At 62.0% G+C, this 17,060-nt stretch carries 11 protein-coding genes; 6 read left to right on the forward strand and 5 right to left on the reverse strand.

The genetic code is table 11. The features are described from left to right. Positions 1 to 145: 145 nt before the first annotated feature. From YY7_RS0143165 to YY7_RS54850, 4 genes are all read right to left on the reverse strand, one after another. Positions 146 to 1,756: a DUF1254 domain-containing protein gene (locus YY7_RS0143165; RefSeq protein WP_028168555.1), complete on the reverse strand. Its 1,611-nt coding sequence runs from the start codon at positions 1,754 to 1,756 to the stop codon at positions 146 to 148. A gap of 295 nt (positions 1,757 to 2,051) precedes the next feature. Next, positions 2,052 to 3,287, reverse strand: a complete 1,236-nt coding sequence (locus YY7_RS0143170) for an ABC transporter permease (protein ID WP_028168556.1) — start codon at positions 3,285 to 3,287, stop codon at positions 2,052 to 2,054. Next, positions 3,284 to 3,985 carry an ABC transporter ATP-binding protein gene (locus YY7_RS0143175; protein ID WP_028168557.1) on the reverse strand — a complete coding sequence of 234 codons (702 nt, stop codon included), beginning with the start codon at positions 3,983 to 3,985 and terminating at the stop codon, positions 3,284 to 3,286. Before YY7_RS0143175 ends, YY7_RS0143170 begins: the two co-directional genes overlap by 4 nt. Further along, positions 3,986 to 5,368 (reverse strand): efflux RND transporter periplasmic adaptor subunit, encoded by a 1,383-nt coding sequence (locus YY7_RS54850; protein ID WP_051397240.1) that lies wholly within the window; start codon positions 5,366 to 5,368, stop codon positions 3,986 to 3,988. Positions 5,369 to 6,867: 1,499 nt separating this feature from the next. Here YY7_RS54850 and YY7_RS0143195 point away from each other — a divergent pair. Genes YY7_RS0143195 through YY7_RS0143210 form a run of 4 tightly spaced genes read left to right on the forward strand, consistent with a single transcriptional unit; the run spans position 6,868 to position 12,526 of the window. Next, positions 6,868 to 7,242: a response regulator gene (locus YY7_RS0143195; protein WP_028168559.1), complete on the forward strand. Its 375-nt coding sequence runs from the start codon at positions 6,868 to 6,870 to the stop codon at positions 7,240 to 7,242. 41 nt (positions 7,243 to 7,283) lie between these two features. Beyond that, on the forward strand, positions 7,284 to 8,423 hold the full coding sequence (locus YY7_RS0143200) for an FIST signal transduction protein (RefSeq protein ID WP_028168560.1): 1,140 nt from the start codon (positions 7,284 to 7,286) through the stop codon (positions 8,421 to 8,423). Between the two features lie 16 nt (positions 8,424 to 8,439). Beyond that, positions 8,440 to 10,950, forward strand: a complete 2,511-nt coding sequence (locus tag YY7_RS54855) for a response regulator (protein WP_051397241.1) — start codon at positions 8,440 to 8,442, stop codon at positions 10,948 to 10,950. Further along, a complete protein-coding gene (locus tag YY7_RS0143210; protein ID WP_035692500.1) occupies positions 10,937 to 12,526 on the forward strand; it encodes an adenylate/guanylate cyclase domain-containing protein in 1,590 nt (529 codons plus the stop codon). Before YY7_RS54855 ends, YY7_RS0143210 begins: the two co-directional genes overlap by 14 nt. A gap of 412 nt (positions 12,527 to 12,938) precedes the next feature. On the opposite strand, the gene YY7_RS0143215 is transcribed toward YY7_RS0143210, so the two are convergent. After that, positions 12,939 to 13,484, reverse strand: a complete 546-nt coding sequence (locus YY7_RS0143215; RefSeq protein WP_028168562.1) for a hypothetical protein — start codon at positions 13,482 to 13,484, stop codon at positions 12,939 to 12,941. A 717-nt stretch (positions 13,485 to 14,201) separates the two neighbouring features. Between YY7_RS0143215 and YY7_RS0143220 the strand changes: the two genes are divergently transcribed. Next, entirely contained in the window at positions 14,202 to 15,803 is a 1,602-nt protein-coding gene (locus YY7_RS0143220) for a hypothetical protein (protein ID WP_028168563.1), read from the forward strand. Positions 15,804 to 15,825: 22 nt separating this feature from the next. Next, the gene (locus tag YY7_RS0143225) at positions 15,826 to 16,392 is read left to right on the forward strand and encodes a hypothetical protein (protein WP_028168564.1); all 567 of its coding nucleotides are present in this window, start codon (positions 15,826 to 15,828) and stop codon (positions 16,390 to 16,392) included. Positions 16,393 to 17,060 lie beyond the last annotated feature (668 nt).

The following is a 17,060-nucleotide window of genomic DNA, read 5'->3' on the forward strand; positions in this document are numbered from 1 at the left end:
CCAAAACGCTTGAGTGCGATAGAACAGAGAAGCATTTGGGATCGTCGGTAAGTGCCAACGACACCTATATCGGATTTCTGAACCCGCTGGCACCTCAGTTCAGACTGGCGGAGCCATTGTCACGCATTCGCCAATCGAGGCTTCCTCACTGAACCAGTTCAATTTCGCTCACCCGCCAACTCTTCGTGAAGAATGGTTCGAGAGGGCTGTAGAGGCGAAGGATCACGAAATATCCCTTGCCCGACACTGTCTGAATCCAGTTACCGCGCTTTATCCCCTGCGGCTGCTGCGGGCCGAAGTAGACCGTGGTAGAGCCGTCAGCATTCGGTTCGGCAGCGGGTGAAGGATAGCTTTGGCTGCCAGCGCGCGGATAGCGCTGGGGTGTATCCAGCATCGAGCGCGACAGGTTGTCGTACAGCGTGAAGGACCAGAAGTTCGCTTCGGGAATGTCCTTGGGAAGCGTTACCTTGTAGGTCTTGGCGCCGTCGAAATACTGCTTGTTAGCGTCTATGGTCGCAAAAAGATATTGCGAGCCGATGCCCGGTAACCGCATGGCCATCCCAGGCGAGATGCCAGTAGCGCAATAGAAGAAGCTCGACCGCGCATCAAGCGTGCGGTAACCAGTAGGCGGGAAAGGCTTAGCGCCTTCGCGCGTGATCAGCGGGATGGGCGTCTCGAATTGGTAACCCGTCTCGAATAGATAGTTCCACCACGCCGAGTCGGGGTAATAAAACCAAGCGGGATCGCGCGGATTCATGCACAGGCTGCGCGATGTGGCATCAGCGACCGAGACCGCTTCTCCGATAATCTTTTTCATCCGCGCGTCGGGCGCGAAGGGTTTGCCCTTAACGATGCCAATAGCGGCCAACGGACCCATCAGTTCGGGGTCGAGCGCGGTGGCCGGCTCCTGTTGCACGACCTCGTTGAGCAGCTCGAAGTAGCTGAAGTCGTTGGGGGGAATGGTGTCCATCACTTTGCCGCTACCTTCGCGGAAGACGGTCGGCGGCGGTGGTGTAATCCGTCCGAGCTGCGCCTTACCTGCCAGGAACTTGGCGATCGGCGTACCGAGGCCGCCGGGCTCGTACGGGTACACTTTGGTGAACTTCCTGATCGATTCGGCTGCAGGCTTCGGGTCATTCTTGTTCTCAAGGAACGCCCGACCGAACCATATGACGCGGCCGGTCCGGGCGCGGGCGACAAAGAAGCCGCCGTCCGGGGTCGAACCGTCATAGCCCGGCGGCAGGATCAGGTATTTTCCACCCTCGCCCCGGTCGCCGCCGGGTGCGCCAATGTCGGTGACCCATCGGAACCAGTAGTCGTCAATGGCGCCGAGAAATTTGGGGGGCACCTCCAGCACCATGGGCCCTGTGGTGAGATCGAGCACGCCGAATGCATAGACGGTGTCCGCGTTGGCGGTCAGAAACAGCGACTTGGCATCCATCAGTTCGGAAAACACGATGACCTCGTTGTCCTTCACGCCGGCACTCAGAAGACCCTTGTGCAACGCACGAATGCTGACGCCTTGCAACGTGTCCACGAACGCGCGAAACGCGTGCGTGAAGTCGAGGTTGTCGTAGACCTTGTCGAGGGTCGCCTTGCTTGGCGCCCCGTCCTTGAAGTCGAGCGTGCCGAGGCGCGATTCGACCCTGTCTGGGGTGTTAATCGGCGGAGGAATTGCAGGGGCCGTCTGGGCGGCGGCCAAGCCGGGTAATGCGATGCAGACCACGACGGCGACAAGGCGTCCGAGCTGCTTCATAAAGTCCTCTCAGTGTTGGTCGCGAAAGATCCTAATCCGCGTCACTAGTGGAGCTTGGGTCACCATTGCCCGCAGGCGCTATGCAACTTCGGCAGAGTTGGACCCGCCGTCTTCCTCTACCAGTCATGGGCACACAAAGGTGAAACGTCGGCCGCGGGTCACACGCAGAAGAACTCAGGTTGAGCATAGCGAGTCCGCTTCACCCCCAAGGAGCAGACATCTAGCGGACATGGCGGTCGGCCGCTTGGCGCCACATGCAGACCTTGGCCGCGAACCGATGCTTTGGTATCCTGCATCAGTCCGAGCGCAGGGCTTCGACGGGTTGCAGCAGTGACGCCTTCCAGGCCGGGTAGAAGCCGAAGAAAATCCCCACTGCCGCCGCGAAGGCCATGGCGACCAGGCTCAGCTGTCCATTGAGCACCACGCCCAGATTGGCGTAGCGCTCGACGGCCACGGCGCCGGCCACGCCGAGGGCGACCCCGGCGATGCCCCCGATCAGGGACAGGATCGTCGCCTCGACCAGGAATTGGCCCAGGATGTCGCTTCTTCGGGCGCCAACCGCGAGCCGCAGCCCGATTTCACGGATCCGCTCAGTGACCGAGACGAGCATGATGTTCATGATGCCGATCCCGCCAACCAGCAGCGACACCGACGCGATCGCCGCCAGCAGAATCCCGAGCGCCCGCGCCGAGTCCTCCTTGGCCCGCATCACCTCCGTCAGGTTGATGAGGTGAAAATCGTCCTCCTGTGCAGGCAGGAGCCCGTGGCGCTGGCGCACGACCTGACGAATCTCGGTGAAGGCCGCAGCCATGTTGGCGCCGTCGCGCACCTTGAGGATCACGCCCGAGATCGCCCGAGGGTTCGCCGGATTGCGCCCGATGACCCGATTGAACGCGGTCGAGATTGGGATGACAGCGGTGTCGTCCGTGTCGAGCCCAGCCAGGCTTTGCCCCTTGGCCGCCAGTTCGCCGATCACCGTCATCGGAATGCGGTTGATGCGGATTTCCTGCCCCACCGGGCTCTGATTGCCAAACAATTTTTCGGCCACGGTCCGCCCGAGCACGACCACTTTGCTGCCTTGAACCACGTCCTCGCGGTCAAAGGCGCGGCCCCGGCTCACGGCCCAGTTGCGGATGGTGAGATACTCGGGCGTCGTCCCCGTGACCAGGGTGGACCAGTTCGCATTGCCATAGATGAGTTGCATCCCTGCGAAGTTGTGCTGCGGCGAGGCCGCGACCACAGCCGGGACTTCGTTCTCGATGGCCTGGGCATCGGCGAGCGTGACGCTCGGTCGTGACCCCTGTCCCTTGGACACGCCGCGACTCTTCAGCGCCCCCGAGTTCAACACGATGGTGTTCGCCCCGAGATTGCGCACTTCGATCTGGATGCGCTGGCTCGCCCCGCCGCCGACCGCCATCATGACGGTCACCGAGGACACGCCCAGCACGATGCCGAGCATGGTCAGCGCGCTGCGCAGCTTGTTGACGCGAACGGCGCGCAACGCCGCAAGGGTGCTGTTGACGAGTTTCACGCGGCGGCCCGGATGTGTTGGTTCAAATCATCGGACACTACTCTGCCGTCCTTGAAGTGGATGACCCGGCGTGCATAGCGGGCGACCTCGGCGTCGTGAGTCACGACGATCACCGTGAGCCCGCCCTCGTTGAGGCGGACCAGGAAGGCCATGATCTCCTCGGACGTCACCGAGTCGAGCGCACCGGTGGGCTCGTCGGCGAGCAGAAGAAGCGGCTGGTTCACCAGGGCGCGGGCTATTGCGACCCGTTGCTGCTGTCCGCCGGACAATTGCGAGGGGCGATGGTGCCCGCGGTCCGAGAGGCCCACCTGCGCCAGGGCGTTGCGCGCCCGGCGCCTGCGTTCGCGCCGCCCGAGGCCGGCATAAACCATCGGAAGCTCGACGTTTTCGAGCGCGGTCGCCCGCGCCAGTAGATTGAACTGCTGGAACACGAAGCCGATGCTCGTGTTGCGGACTGCCGCGAGCTTGTTGCTCGACAGGCGCAGCACGTCCTGTCCGGCGAGATGATAACTGCCGCTGCTGGGGGCGTCGAGGCAGCCGAGAAGGTTCATTAAGGTCGACTTGCCGGACCCCGATGAGCCCATGACGGCGACGAATTCGCCCCTGTCGATGGCGAGCGTCACGCCCCGGAGCGCAGGCACCGCCGTCTGGCCGAGCAGGTAGGTTTTTGTCAGATCCGAGACGACCACCAGCGGCATCTACATGCTCCCAATGATCCGCCGCGCGATAGTGGGCGGCGGCTCTTTCTGATCGACGCCGACGATGACCTGCTCGACTGGCTCGGCGATGGAGACCTCGACCATGCTGCCGTCCGACAGTCCCACACGGACGGGAACCGGCCTCGGCCGTTGATCCTCCCCCAAGGTCCAGAGGTGGGAAGCTTCCGGTCCGCGGTCTCCGGCCGGGGCAAAGCGCAATGCGGCGACGGGGACCTTATGCACGTTGGTGTGGGCGTCGATGACAATGCGGGCGTTCGCCGTCATTCCGGGCATTAGCATCTTGTCCGGGTTCGGCGCGTCGGCCACCACCACGTAGGTGATCACGTTCTGCTTCTCGTGGGAGTCCTTGCGGATTTGCTTCACCTCTGCCCGGAACTCGCGTCCGGGGAAGCTGTCCACCGTGTAGATGACGGGCTGGCCCTCTCGGACCTTGCCGATGTCGGCCTCATCGACCGAGATCTTAATCTGCATCTCGCGGAGGTCCTGAGCGACCGTGAACAGCGTCTGGGTCTGCAAGGTGACGGTGACCTGCTGGCCCTCCTCGATGGTGCGCCCGATCACGACTCCATCGACGGGCGAGCGAATCTTGGTCCGCTCCAGCTCGGTCTGCGCCGCCTTCACGGCCGCCCGCCTTTGCTGCACGACCGCATTGGCATGAATCACCTGCGCCTCGGCCGAGCGCCGCGCGGATTCGGCCGCCTGGGTAAGCGCGATCTTGGTGCGCTCGTCGGCTTCCGCCGACTTGTAGCTTTGGACCGCCATGTCGAACGCGGCCTGCGTCCTAGATAACTCAACCTGCGAGACGTTGTCCGCCCTGGCCAAGGTCCGCTTGCGCTCCAGGTCGCGCTGGGCCTCAGCGACGACGATGCGTTCCCGCGCGGTCGCGAATTGGGCCCTCTCCGTTACGGCGGCGGTGCTGGCCAGATCGGCGGCCGCCTTTTCCCGAAGGCGCTCCTGAATCAGCACGGCCGTTTCGGCGACAGCCAATTCGCTTTGCGCCTGCTCCAAAGCGATCTGGAAGCTGAGCGGATCCATCTCGGCGATCACATCGCCCTGACGAACCTCGGTGTTGTAGTCCGCGAGGATGCGTAGCATCTGCCCGGAGACCTGCGAACTGACGAGAACGGTCGTGATCGCCGACAACGCGCCGCTGGCCGTCACGGTCGTGGCGATGTCCCCCCGATGAACCGGCGCAAGAAGGTATTTGGGACCTTCAGCAGGGACGCCCACCACCAACAACTCAGGGAGGTACTGCGCTGCTTGAGTCCAAGCGGAATCCCACGCGTTCTCGGGGAGAAGCGCCCGATTGTATGCCGTCATTCCTAATCCGACGGCGACCAGAGATCCCAGCAGCAGCTTCATGAGAAACGCGTGTTGCGTAAATGGCGGGCGGCTCCTTCCGCAGCCGCCCGGCGTGGCTGTCGTGGTCCCGTAGTCCTTCCTATCCCGCAGTCCTTCATATTGGGGACTGCGTGGCCGGCCGGCCCGTGACCGACCTCAGCGAGATTAGGCGGGCGACGGGTCACCCACTGCACTGCCGGCCGCGGTCAGCTGCACTGGGTGTCTGACCAACATTATTCCGACGACAATTCCAATGCGATCACGCCGCCAGCAACACCGGCTTTTCGCCGGGTTGCTGGCAAAGGCGACCGTGGCGGCACGCCCTGCTCCACGCCCTCGCGGGCCACAGCGTCAGGTCAAGCATCCATGCCGATTGTACATCAAGGCTCCGCGTGGCCTCACTGGCATTGGCCCTGGGGGCCAGTACACGTCGACGGTTGGGGGTTGTTTCCGGCCGGGTTCGTGGAGGTAGTCGTGGTAGTGCACCCGGGATTGCCGTTGCAGGTGTTAGTGCTTCCCCCTTGGGTGGTTGTGGTGGTCGTAGTGAATCCGGTTTTCTGCCCCGCCGCGAGCGCCGCGTTAGGGGCAAACGCGACTGAACCTATTAGCAGGAAAGCAGAGATCAGCTTTGTCATAGGATTGCTCCTCTAAGAGACAACTGGACTGCACGTTATTGACGTCCACCCCGCGTGCCATTCACTGCACAAAGCCCCCAAACTTTGATCCTGCTGTAATGACAGTCAACTCGCCCATTGGGGGTTGCGTTTGGAATAGCGTCCCCCGAACGGCTTACCCCCAAATTGCCGCAGGCGTGATCGAGCGGGTTTTCGCGCCAAATCTTTCCGCTGGCGTCCCTCGTGCTGGAGAAGGCTTTGCGCCACGACGTCGTCGCACTGAACAATGAGCAGATGGACGTTGCGTTTGTGTGTGCCCAGCAAGTCCACGCGACAGCGTCGTGGTACAAAGCGGATAGATGCCGCGTTGATGACTTCGGCTTTGGGTCAACAACGCCATTTGGCTGATCGGTTGATCACTTCCGCTCTACCCCGATAAAGTGGACCATTTCGAAGCCAAGCCGAACTTCGCTCTTAGGCCAACAGGCGACATCACAAGTTTGGTCTGAAATGAAAGAGGCCGCCAACTTACGGCGGCCCCGCTTGATTGATGCTTGGTCACTCACAGCTTGAACAGCGAGTTCGCTTGCTGCTACGATATGGTATGTCAGCGTACATACATGCAAGGAATGGAAAGCCCCCACACGTGCGAATTATGGGCTTTATCGAGTATGAATGATCGCGTCTCGCATCTATTGGTTGCGGTTCCTGAGTACAGGAACACGGCCGTGACCTACTGTGCCACTGAAAAATCACCTCGAACTCTGGGAATTCCCTGTCGGCCTACTCGCCATTTTTGTGATGCGACAGGCAGGCTGGAGTGCTAAGCTAATTTTTTCTAGCGTCTATTGATGCATCCGGGCGATCCCGGCAAGCAGTGCTCACAGCCCGGCTCGAGGCTGTGCGATGCCCAAGATCCTGCTGGTCGAAGACAACGAGATGAACCGCGACATGCTCTCGCGGCGCCTCGTGCGCGGCGGCTACGAAGTTGCCGTCGCCGAGGACGGAGCGCGCGGCGTCGCAATGGCAACGAGCGACAGGCCCGATCTCATTTTGATGGACATGAGCCTGCCGGTGATCGACGGTTGGGAAGCGACGCGCCGGATCAAGGCCGCGCCTGAGCTGTGCAAGATCCCGATCATCGCGCTCACGGCGCACGCTATGGCGACCGACCGGGCCAAGGCCCTCGACGCCGGCTGCGACGACTATGACACAAAACCGATCGAGCTGCAGAGGCTGCTGGGTAAGATCGAGGCGCTCCTCGCGGCTGCGGGACGGTAGACGACCACAAGGTGCGAACATGCGATGAGAGGGAGCAACTCATGAAAACGGCTCAATACAAATGGTCTCAAAATGAGGGATGGCGCCCGAATTTGCCGACCGGTGAAGTCGGACGACAAAGTGTCGTGTTCGTTTTTGGCGCGAGATCACTGATGCAGGCAGGCGCCCCCGTGGGCGAGCTGCGCGACCACTTCAAAGGGGCCGCTATGCTCGGTTGCTCGACTTCCGGCGAGATCGTCGGCGACATGGTCGTTGACGACTCGGTGATTGCCACCCTTGCGGACTTCGAACATACGCGGCTCCGGTTCGCCTCCGCTGCGATTGGCGAGGCGAAGGCCAGTTATGACGTCGGCAAGGAGCTCGCACGGCAGCTCAACGACTCCTCGTTGCGCCACGTGTTCGTGCTTTCTGATGGCTTACACGTCAATGGCTCCGACCTGGCGCGCGGTCTCGCGGGCGGCTTCTCGGAAGGCGTGTCGATCACCGGCGGCCTTTCCGGAGATGGAACCAACTTCGCCGAGACTTGGGTTATTGCCGACGGTGCCGAGGGCCCCCAGCGCGTGGCAGCGGTCGGTCTGTACGGCAACGATTTGCGTATTGGCTACGCATCGATGGGTGGCTGGGAGCCATTCGGGCCGCTGCGCATCATCACTCGGGCCGAGGGCAACATCCTCTATGAGCTCGATGGGCGGTCGGCGCTCGATCTCTATAAATCGTACCTGGGCTCGCACGCCGAGCAGTTGCCGAGCTCTGCCTTGCTTTTCCCAATTCTGGTTACCGACGCAAAGGGAGGCCAGGGTGTCGTCCGGACCGTCCTGTCTATAGACGAGCAGAAAAAGGCGATGACCTTCGCCGGCGACATCCCACAGGGCGGAACGGCGCAGTTGATGAAGACCAACGTTGACGATCTCGTCGACGGCGCGACGTCCGCCGCCAAGGCCAGCCTCAGCGGGCTGGGCGATAATCGGCCGGATCTTGCCATTCTGGTGAGCTGCGTCGGTCGCAAGCTTGTGATGAAGCAGCGTACCGAAGAAGAGATTGAAGCAATCCGGAATGTGTTCGGGAAGGATACGAAGATTTCCGGGTTCTACTCGTACGGCGAGCTTAGCCCCTTCGTACACGGTGGCGAGTGCCGCCTGCACAATCAAACCATGACCATCACGACTTTCGCCGAGGACTGAGCGTCACAGGGCACAGATGCACAGGCTGCTACGACGTCAGCTCAGAAAGCACCTCGGTGTCGAGGGCGAATTGCCGACTGGGCTGCAGCCTTTCGTAGCAGCCGTCGATGCCGCATACGCCGATTTCGACAGCGATCGGGCGATGCTCGAGCGCTCGCTGGAGCTGAGCGTCGAGGAGCTGTTGGAGGCGCGCGACAAAGCTACGCAGGCCCAGACCCGACTGACCGATGCGATCGAGAGCATCTCGGAGGGCTTCTCGCTCTACGATGCCGACGACAAACTGGTGATATACAACCGGCGGTACTTAGACATGCACGGCTCCCGCACCATCGATGTCGTGAAGGAGGGCGTATCATTCGAAACGATCCTCCGCAATGCAGTCGCGAGAGGCGAGATCCGCGACGCGGAGGGGCGCGACGAGGCTTGGGTCGCGGAACGCCTAGCCAGGCACCACGATCCCAAGGGCACCCATCTGCAACGCCGCTCCAACGGGCGCTGGATCCAGATCAACGAGCGCAAAACCGACGACGGCGGCACGGTCGCGACCTACACCGATATCACCGACGTGAAGCAGGCGGAGCAGGCGATTCAGGAGAGCGAGCAGCGGCTGCGTGTCATTGCCGAGGCCGCACCGATGGCGGTGGCGATCGTCACATTCGACGACGGGATCATCCGGTATGCCAATCAACGTTTTAGACAAATGTTCGGGCTCGAAGGTTCCGCCGCCCTGGGCGTTCAAGCGAAAACTCTCTACGCCGACCCGCAGCATCGCGAGCGCTTCATCGGCGCACTCACCGAGCAGGGCCATGTGGAGGGCATGGAGATGCTGTTCAAGCGGGCTGGAGGCGAGGAGTTCTGGGCGCTCATAGCGTCGCAGCGCGTCCAGTTCGAGGGGCGCCCGGCGATGATCAACGGCCTCGCCGACATCAGCGACCGCAAGCGCATGGAAGGCGAGCTGCACAAGGCGATCTGGGCGAGCGAGCAGGCGACCCGTGCGAAGTCGGACTTCGTCGCCAGCATGAGCCATGAGCTGCGCACGCCCTTGAACGCGATCATCGGTTACAGCGAGATGTTGCTCGAGGACGCTCAGAGTGCCGGGCGCGAATCGGAGACGGCGGACCTGCGCAAAATTCAGGATGCCGGCAAGCATCTGCTCGGCCTGATCGACAACATCCTCGATCTATCCAAGATCGAGGCCGGCAAGATGACGCTCTATCTAGAGACGTTCGAACTGCGGCCCATGATCGATGGCGTCGCCGCGACCGTCATCCCGCTAGCCAAGAAGACCGGCAATGCGCTCATAATCAACTGCGCCGACGAGGTCGGCACGATCCACAGCGATCTGACCAAGATACGGCAGATCTTATTCAACCTTCTCAGCAATGCCTGCAAGTTCACAAGGAACGGGACGATCACGTTGACCGCGCTCCGCGATACGAACGAGGCCGGCGACGGGATCGAGTTCCAGGTGCGCGACACTGGTATCGGCATGACGTTGGATCAGCAGGCCAAGGTGTTCGAGGCCTTCACTCAGGCCGATGAATCGACGAACCGGGCCTATGGCGGCACCGGGCTCGGCCTCGCCATCACCAAGAGCTTCTGCCGGCTGCTGGGCGGCGATGTGACTCTGACCAGCGAAGCCGGCAAGGGAACGACCTTCGTGGTTCGTCTGCCGGCGGCGACACACGCCGCTCCGGACACTGCGACCCCGGCGGTAGAGAAGCGTTCTCTGGGTCTGCAGGTCGCGGAGCCCGAGCATGCGCCCATCGTTCTCGTGGTTGACGATGATCCCAACGCGCGGGAGCTGCTGTGCCGATACCTGCAGCGCGGCGGTTACGCCGTTCGCACGGCTGCCAATGGCGAGGAGGCGATGCAGCTTGCCCGCACGCTGAAACCCGACGTGGTCACGCTCGACGTTCTGATGCCGCAGATGGACGGCTGGGCCGTGCTCAGTGCCATGAAGGAAGATGCGGCACTCGCCGAAATTCCCGTGATCATGGTCACGATCGTCGACAACCAGAGCATCGGCTTTTCGCTCGGCGCCGCCGATTACCTGATCAAGCCGGTCAATCGCGACCAACTGGTTCGTGCGGTGGAAAAGTGCTGCCCGCGGGGCGAGCCACGGCACGTGCTGATCGTCGAGGATGACGCTCCGACCAGCGAGCTGATGGCGCGCGCCTTGCGGGAGATCGAGTGCACGATCACACAAGCGGAGAATGGTCGGGTTGGCTTCGAACGCTTGAACGAGGCTTCACCGGACGCAATTCTGCTGGACCTGATGATGCCCGAGATGGACGGGTTCGAGTTCGTCGCGCGGCTGCGCGCCGAATCCCGCTGGCGACGCATCCCGGTGATCGTCGTCACCGCGAAGGCCCTGACGGCCGAGGATCTCGCGCGCCTCAACGGCCAGGTACAGCATTTGGTGCACAAAGGCGAATACAGCGGCAAGGTCGTGCTGGCGGCGCTCGACGAACTGGTACCCCGGCATGCCCACGCGCGGGTCCGGAGCGACCATGAGCATCATTGACACCGACCGCGCGCGCGCCTCACGTATTCGGCTAGCCCACCTTCGCCAGGAACTGCTGTCCCCGGTCAACGCTCTGCTCGGCTATGCAGAGATCATGCACGAAGAGGCGTCGCGGGAAGGGCGTCAGGATATCCTGCCCGATGTCAACCGTGTCCTCCGTGCCGCCCGGGATCTCGCCGACAAGGTCGACCAGCTGGTCGAGGGCGATCGCGAGAACAACGCGACCGACCCGGCGGCCGCCCCCCAGGAGCAGCAGCTACGCCATGAGCTGCGCACACCCTTGAACGCGATCAAAGGCTATGCCGAGATGCTCAGCGAGGATCTAGCCGATATCTCGAGCGGCGCGCTGCGGGCAGACCTCGACCGAGTGCTGCTGGCGGCCACCGAGCTGCTGCCACGTCTCGATCGCATCGTGCAATTTTCGGCCGATCTCGATGAGACGAGCCTAGCCTGCGACCAGACCGGCGCGGCAATGGTAAGCGAACTGATTCGCAGCCTGGGGCCAGTCCGGCAAGAGCCGTCTGCCGTCACCGAAACCGGCTCCATTCTCGTCGTCGACGATATCGAAGCCAACCGCGATCTCCTGTCGCGCCGACTGGCCCGCGATGGTCATCGCGTCGCTTCCGTAGCCGGCGGCCAGCAGGCCCTGCAGGCGCTCGAGCACGGTGAGTTCGACCTCGTCCTGCTCGACTTGATCATGCCCGACATCAACGGACTTGACGTGCTCGTGCGCATGAAGGCGGATGAGCGGCTACGTCGCATTCCGGTTATCATGATTACGGCCCTGGCGGACACAGAGAGCGCCGTCCGCTGCATCGAGGCCGGCGCAGAGGATTATCTACCGAAGCCGTTCGATCCGATCCTGCTGCGCGCGCGGATCAATGCTTGTCTGCACAAGAAGCGCTGGCGCGACCGCGAGCAGAAATACCTTCGTCGCATCGAGGACGAAACAGCTAAGTTCGAGCGGCTGTTGTTGACCATTCTGCCAAAACAGGTGATCGGCCGCTTGAACCACGGCGAAACCATGATCGCCGATCGCTTTGAAGACGTAAGCGTTCTGTTCGCCGATCTGGTGCGCTTCACTGAGCACTCGGGTCGGATCGCGCCTGCTGTGCTAGTCGAATATTTGAACCAGCTGTTTTCGGAGTTCGACGCGCTTGCCCGCGAGCTCGGCGTCGAGAAGATCAAAACCATCGGCGATGCCTACATGGCCGTCGCCGGCTTGCCCGATCCGATCCCGGATCCGTTCGCAGCGATCGCGAAAATGGCGTTCGGCATGATTGATCGGCTGGGCCGCGTCAACGGCCATTTCGGCTGGCCCTTGCAAATACGGATCGGCATACATTCCGGTCCGGTGGTTGCCGGCATCATCGGCGCGCACCGCTTCATTTATGACGTGTGGGGCGATACTGTAAACGTCGCCAGCCGGCTTGAGGCCTATTCTCTTCCTAATCGAATCCATGTGTCCCAGGACACAGCCCGCCACCTCGTCGGTCCCTTCGCGCTGGAGCCACGCGGCAGCATTGAAGTAAAGGGCAAAGGCAAACTGGAGACGTTTTTCTTGAGCCGGATCTAAGCGCGCACCGGCAAGGTGCACCTGACGCCGCTGGGCGCGCGGAGCCTATGCCGACCGGCAATGCCCCCCAGCTTTCAGTTAGGATGGGTGTCCCATCACCACGGCAACAACTGCCCGACATGTTCGCGTGGCGGCTCAATTGGAAATGCATTGAAGCTTTCTTGCCCCTCGGACAGGCCGATGACTTCCGAGTTGGGTCATAAGCGCAGGTTTGAAGCCGGCCAGTACACTTCCGGTGTACCGCGAAACGCTGACGATTCAGAGCCGCGCCGTTCTTCGCATTAGGGCCAGAGCCTAACTCATTGCAGCGGGTTGCCCATCTGATGTCTTCATTAGGGGCCCCAATGTTACGCCGCTCCTCGAGGCCGGGAACGATCCCGGCCCCGTAGCTTGGTGCAAGCTGCCTGTCTATTTAGATGTGCAGCAAGTCCAAGTATTGATGCTCGAACACATGGAATGCGCCCTGCAAGCTCCTGGCTTCGGCCGGCACTTCGGCGAGCCCCGCCTCAAGATTTACCACAGATTCTCGTGTGGCCTCGGCTATTGAGAGTTGATCGGGAAGGGGAAGATGTTGCAACACGCCGCCGGCCGCAAGCTGAGCGACGACGCCAAGAGTGGCAAACCCCTCGTATAAGCCGGCCTCGGGGTCGTAATGAGCGTCGCCGGGATCTGTGTACGTTAGTGCGTGCATGCCCTCCACAAGCTGAACGTCGGCTGCTGCTCGTGCTGATGGTTCTGTAGAAGTTTGGTACACGAAATCGTGCCGAAAAAATAGCGCATCGAGCTGATCTACTGGAGGTGGGTCGGCCGAGGTCCCCGTAATCTTTCCACCCACCTCGCCAGCTGAATAATTCGGACCACCGTAGTTCCCATAGGTAGGAAGTGGGATGCCGTGCGTTGCAAAGGAGTCTGGGGAATTGGGGTCGAAGTAAGAGCGTGCTTCCCAGTTGATGTGCATGGTCTCTTCCTCCAATTAGGGACGCCCGTAGGGTCGCGCCCCGGCGGTCACTGCCCCGCCTCAACCTACCATAAACCTTCGGAAAAATGTTTGGCAGTTCTGTATCGACGTGCTGTCGCTAGCCGCTCCGACTGGAATCGATTGCAACCAACCAGGCCGCGAAGTTCGATGAGCAAAAACGACGCTTGAGGCATTCGCTTTATTCTAACCGCGCGGCGGTCAGTTCCGGTCTTCCCCGGTAAGCGGACGTCTTCACGCTCCGACGACATGTCTCAAATGGGCCACGAGTCGTCATTGCGATCTTCTTGCCGCTGCGCCGCATCGACTTTCGATCTCAACGAGTTTAACACGGCGCCGGCAACCCACTCTCAGTAAGTGCTGAGGAGCTTCGTTCGGCCGCAGCGTGCCTTCGGAGTGGCCGGGCCTCGCCTCGGCGCATGGATCGTCGAGCGGCTGCCAGTATCCGACGGCAGATCGGCATCCGTGGAATGACAGACAACGCTTCGCTATCCGTTAGGATTTCGCTATGCGGGCGGATGGAATCTGACAGGCGTGCTTCCCTAACACAAATCGCCCGCTCGTATTGACTCGCCTCGCGAATGGGCAAATCCTTCAAACCACGCAGTTGCCATCACCAATTTCAGCATTACGAACTTTGGCGCCTCGGCTTTTATGGGCGCTATGACCACATTTTTCTGAGCCCAAACGGAGGGGTCGATGCGCGCGCTCGCCTTGAGAACCGTCTCTCTTCTCGCCCTCGCTACCCTGGGCTCGATCTCCGCCACGCCTGCCGCACGCGCGGAGGACGGTACCGACGAGCAGTTTGGCAAGGTTCACTTTCAGACGTCCTGCAACGAGGTGGCGCAGCGCCGCTTTGACCGGGGGATGCGCTATCAGCACTCGTTCTGGTACCGCCCCGCGAAAGAGATTTTCGAGGAGACATTGCAGGCCGATCCGGAATGCGCGATTGCCTATTGGGGCGTTGCCCTGAGTCTGCTGTACAATCCGCATTTTCCCGCGCCGAAGGAAAACCTCAGCGAGGGCCTGGCCGCGCTGCAGAAGGCCAAGGCACTCGGTGCCAAGAGCCAACGCGAACGCGACTATATCGACGCGCTGCTGGCCTTCTATTCGGGCGACGAAAAGACGACGTTTGGCCAACGCGCGCAGGCCTATCTCAAGGCAACCGAAGCCGTCGCCGCGCGCTATCCCGATGATGACGAGGCGCAGATCGCCTACGCCATCACCCTGAATGTCACGGCGTCACCAAACGACAAGACCTATGCCAACCAGCTCAAGGGCGCTGCCATCCTGGAGCCGATCTTCAAGCGGCAGCCGCGGCATCCCGGCGTCGCGCATTACCTGATCCACCTCTACGACTATCCCGCGATTGCAGAGCAAGGTCTTGACGCTGCAAAGCGCTATTCCGAGATCGCGCCGGCGGCGCCGCACGCCTTGCATATGCCGTCGCACATCTTCACGCGCGTCGGCTACTGGAACGAATCCATCGACGCCAACAGCCGTTCAGCCAAGGCTGCCAAGGAGGGCAAGGACCCCAGCGAGCAGTTGCATGCCGACGACTATATGGTTTACGCCCTGCTCCAGCTTGCGCAGGACGGGCGAGCCCGCGACGTCATCGCGGACATGGTTGCGACCACGGGCTATGCGCCGGCCGTCCGCGCCGGTCCCTACGCGATAGCGGCCAGCCAGGCGCGCTATATCGTCGAGCGCGGCGATTGGCAGGGCGCTGCCGCGCTGAAGGTCGAGCCGAGCCGGTTTGCCTATGTCGATGCGATCACCTATTTCGCCCGCGCCCTTGGCGCCGCGCGCTCCGGCAATGGAGACGCAGCAACGGCGGACATTGCCAAGCTGGCGGAGCTGCGGGACAAGCTGCAGCAGGACAAGGACGCCTATTGGGCCGAGATCGTCGACATTCAGCGGCAGGTCGCCACAGCCTGGCAGCTCAACGCCCAGGGAAAACAGGCGGACGCGTTGGAAGCGATGCGCCTTGCCGCCGATGCCGAAGACAAGACCGAAAAATCCATCGTGACGCCGGGACCGCTCGCCCCGGCACGCGAGCTTTATGGAACCATGCTGCTCGAACGCGGCATGGCGACGGACGCATTGGCCGCGTTCGAAAGCACCATGCGCAAGGAGCCGAACCGCTTTGGCGCGACGATCGGCGCCGCTCACGCCGCCGAGAAAGCGGGTGATGCCGTGAAGGCACGCCAGTACTACGCGAAAGTCGTCGACATGGCGCGAGATGGCGACTCCTCGCGGGAGGACCTCGCGGCCGCACGAAAGTTCATGGCTCAGAATTAGCAAAAGTGCCGCGGCAGCTTCCATGCGCCTGACAAGAAAATTCGTTGCGATCAGCGGAGCCACCGCACTGCTCTGCGCAGCCGCTGCGGTCTGGATACTGCGATCCGGCGAACCGCCGCGCGCAACAGCGGTATTCGGCGAGGTCCGCCCGGTGTGGACGGAAACCGACTGGCCTTTCGCCGCAGATCCCTGGGGCAAAGGAAAGGCGTTCCGCTGCACGGCCGACAGTTGCGGCGGAGAGGTCCAGCTCTACGTTCGCGCCAAGCTCGGCTTTTGCAATTGCGCCACCGGCGTCGCCGACGATGGAGACCTCGAGCAAATGAGCGACCTGGCGCTGATTGGCAAGGCAACGCCGATCAGTGCCGGCCGAGAGATCATCGTCGGTCCGATGCGCGGCCGCAGCCGGGCCTATCGCGTCGAGGGAAATCGCAATGCCGCGCTTTTACTCGCCTTCAATCAGCGCTGCGACATGGTGGCCGCGACGGCTTTGGTTGGACCAGGCGCGCCCGCGTCACTGGAGCCGGCGGTGTTGGCGTTCCTCAATAGCGACCTCATGTTGAAATGGGCCGAGGTCGCGCTGGGGTTATAACCCAGAGCAGTTCGGCTTTCCTCGTTCGCAGAACCCTAGGACCTCCTACTCTCGTCAAGGATAACGTCCCTTAATGAGGTGTGCCGCGGTCGGCCTTTTGTCGCTACGACATCAAAATGGCTCCTGTCGCTCCGGGAGTGGGAAGGTCGGCGCGCGCGGCGTAGGGGAATCCGTCTTGAGCGGGCATGCCCGATCTGCCTTACCGCTCCCGGAGCAGCGCGTCGGCGCCGGCCTGCGCCTACTTCTCGAGTTATTTGCGCATAAGCCAGTAGGCCGACGGCAGTACAGCGGATTGGCCACATTGCGTTGGAAGAGAGCGTCCCGAAGTTGTCGCGACAGCTTCCCGCTATCGGCATCGTCGCAGCTCGCCCCGACTGCTCCGCTTCGCCTAGGCATTCGTGGCATACGCACTTGTGCTGCTTCGATGTCCGCTACGGGTGTGCGCCGTGACAAGGCGGCGCTTTCCAGTGGGTGCAAGTCCCACCCGGCAAACGCTCCAGCCGGAAGCAATCGGAGCAGTCATGGAGGTAACGAAGTGGCTGAAGCCTTCGATTAGCGTGTCACGAATTGGTGACAGCGCGAGTGTGCAGGCCGTAACGCGAGTGAACGCCGAGCAAGCCTCGAAAAGGACGATGCGCAGGCCGACCCGATGACCCTTTCGGGGAAGG

It is taken from the genome of Bradyrhizobium elkanii WSM2783, assembly GCF_000472865.1.
Taxonomy (GTDB): domain Bacteria; phylum Pseudomonadota; class Alphaproteobacteria; order Rhizobiales; family Xanthobacteraceae; genus Bradyrhizobium; species Bradyrhizobium elkanii_A.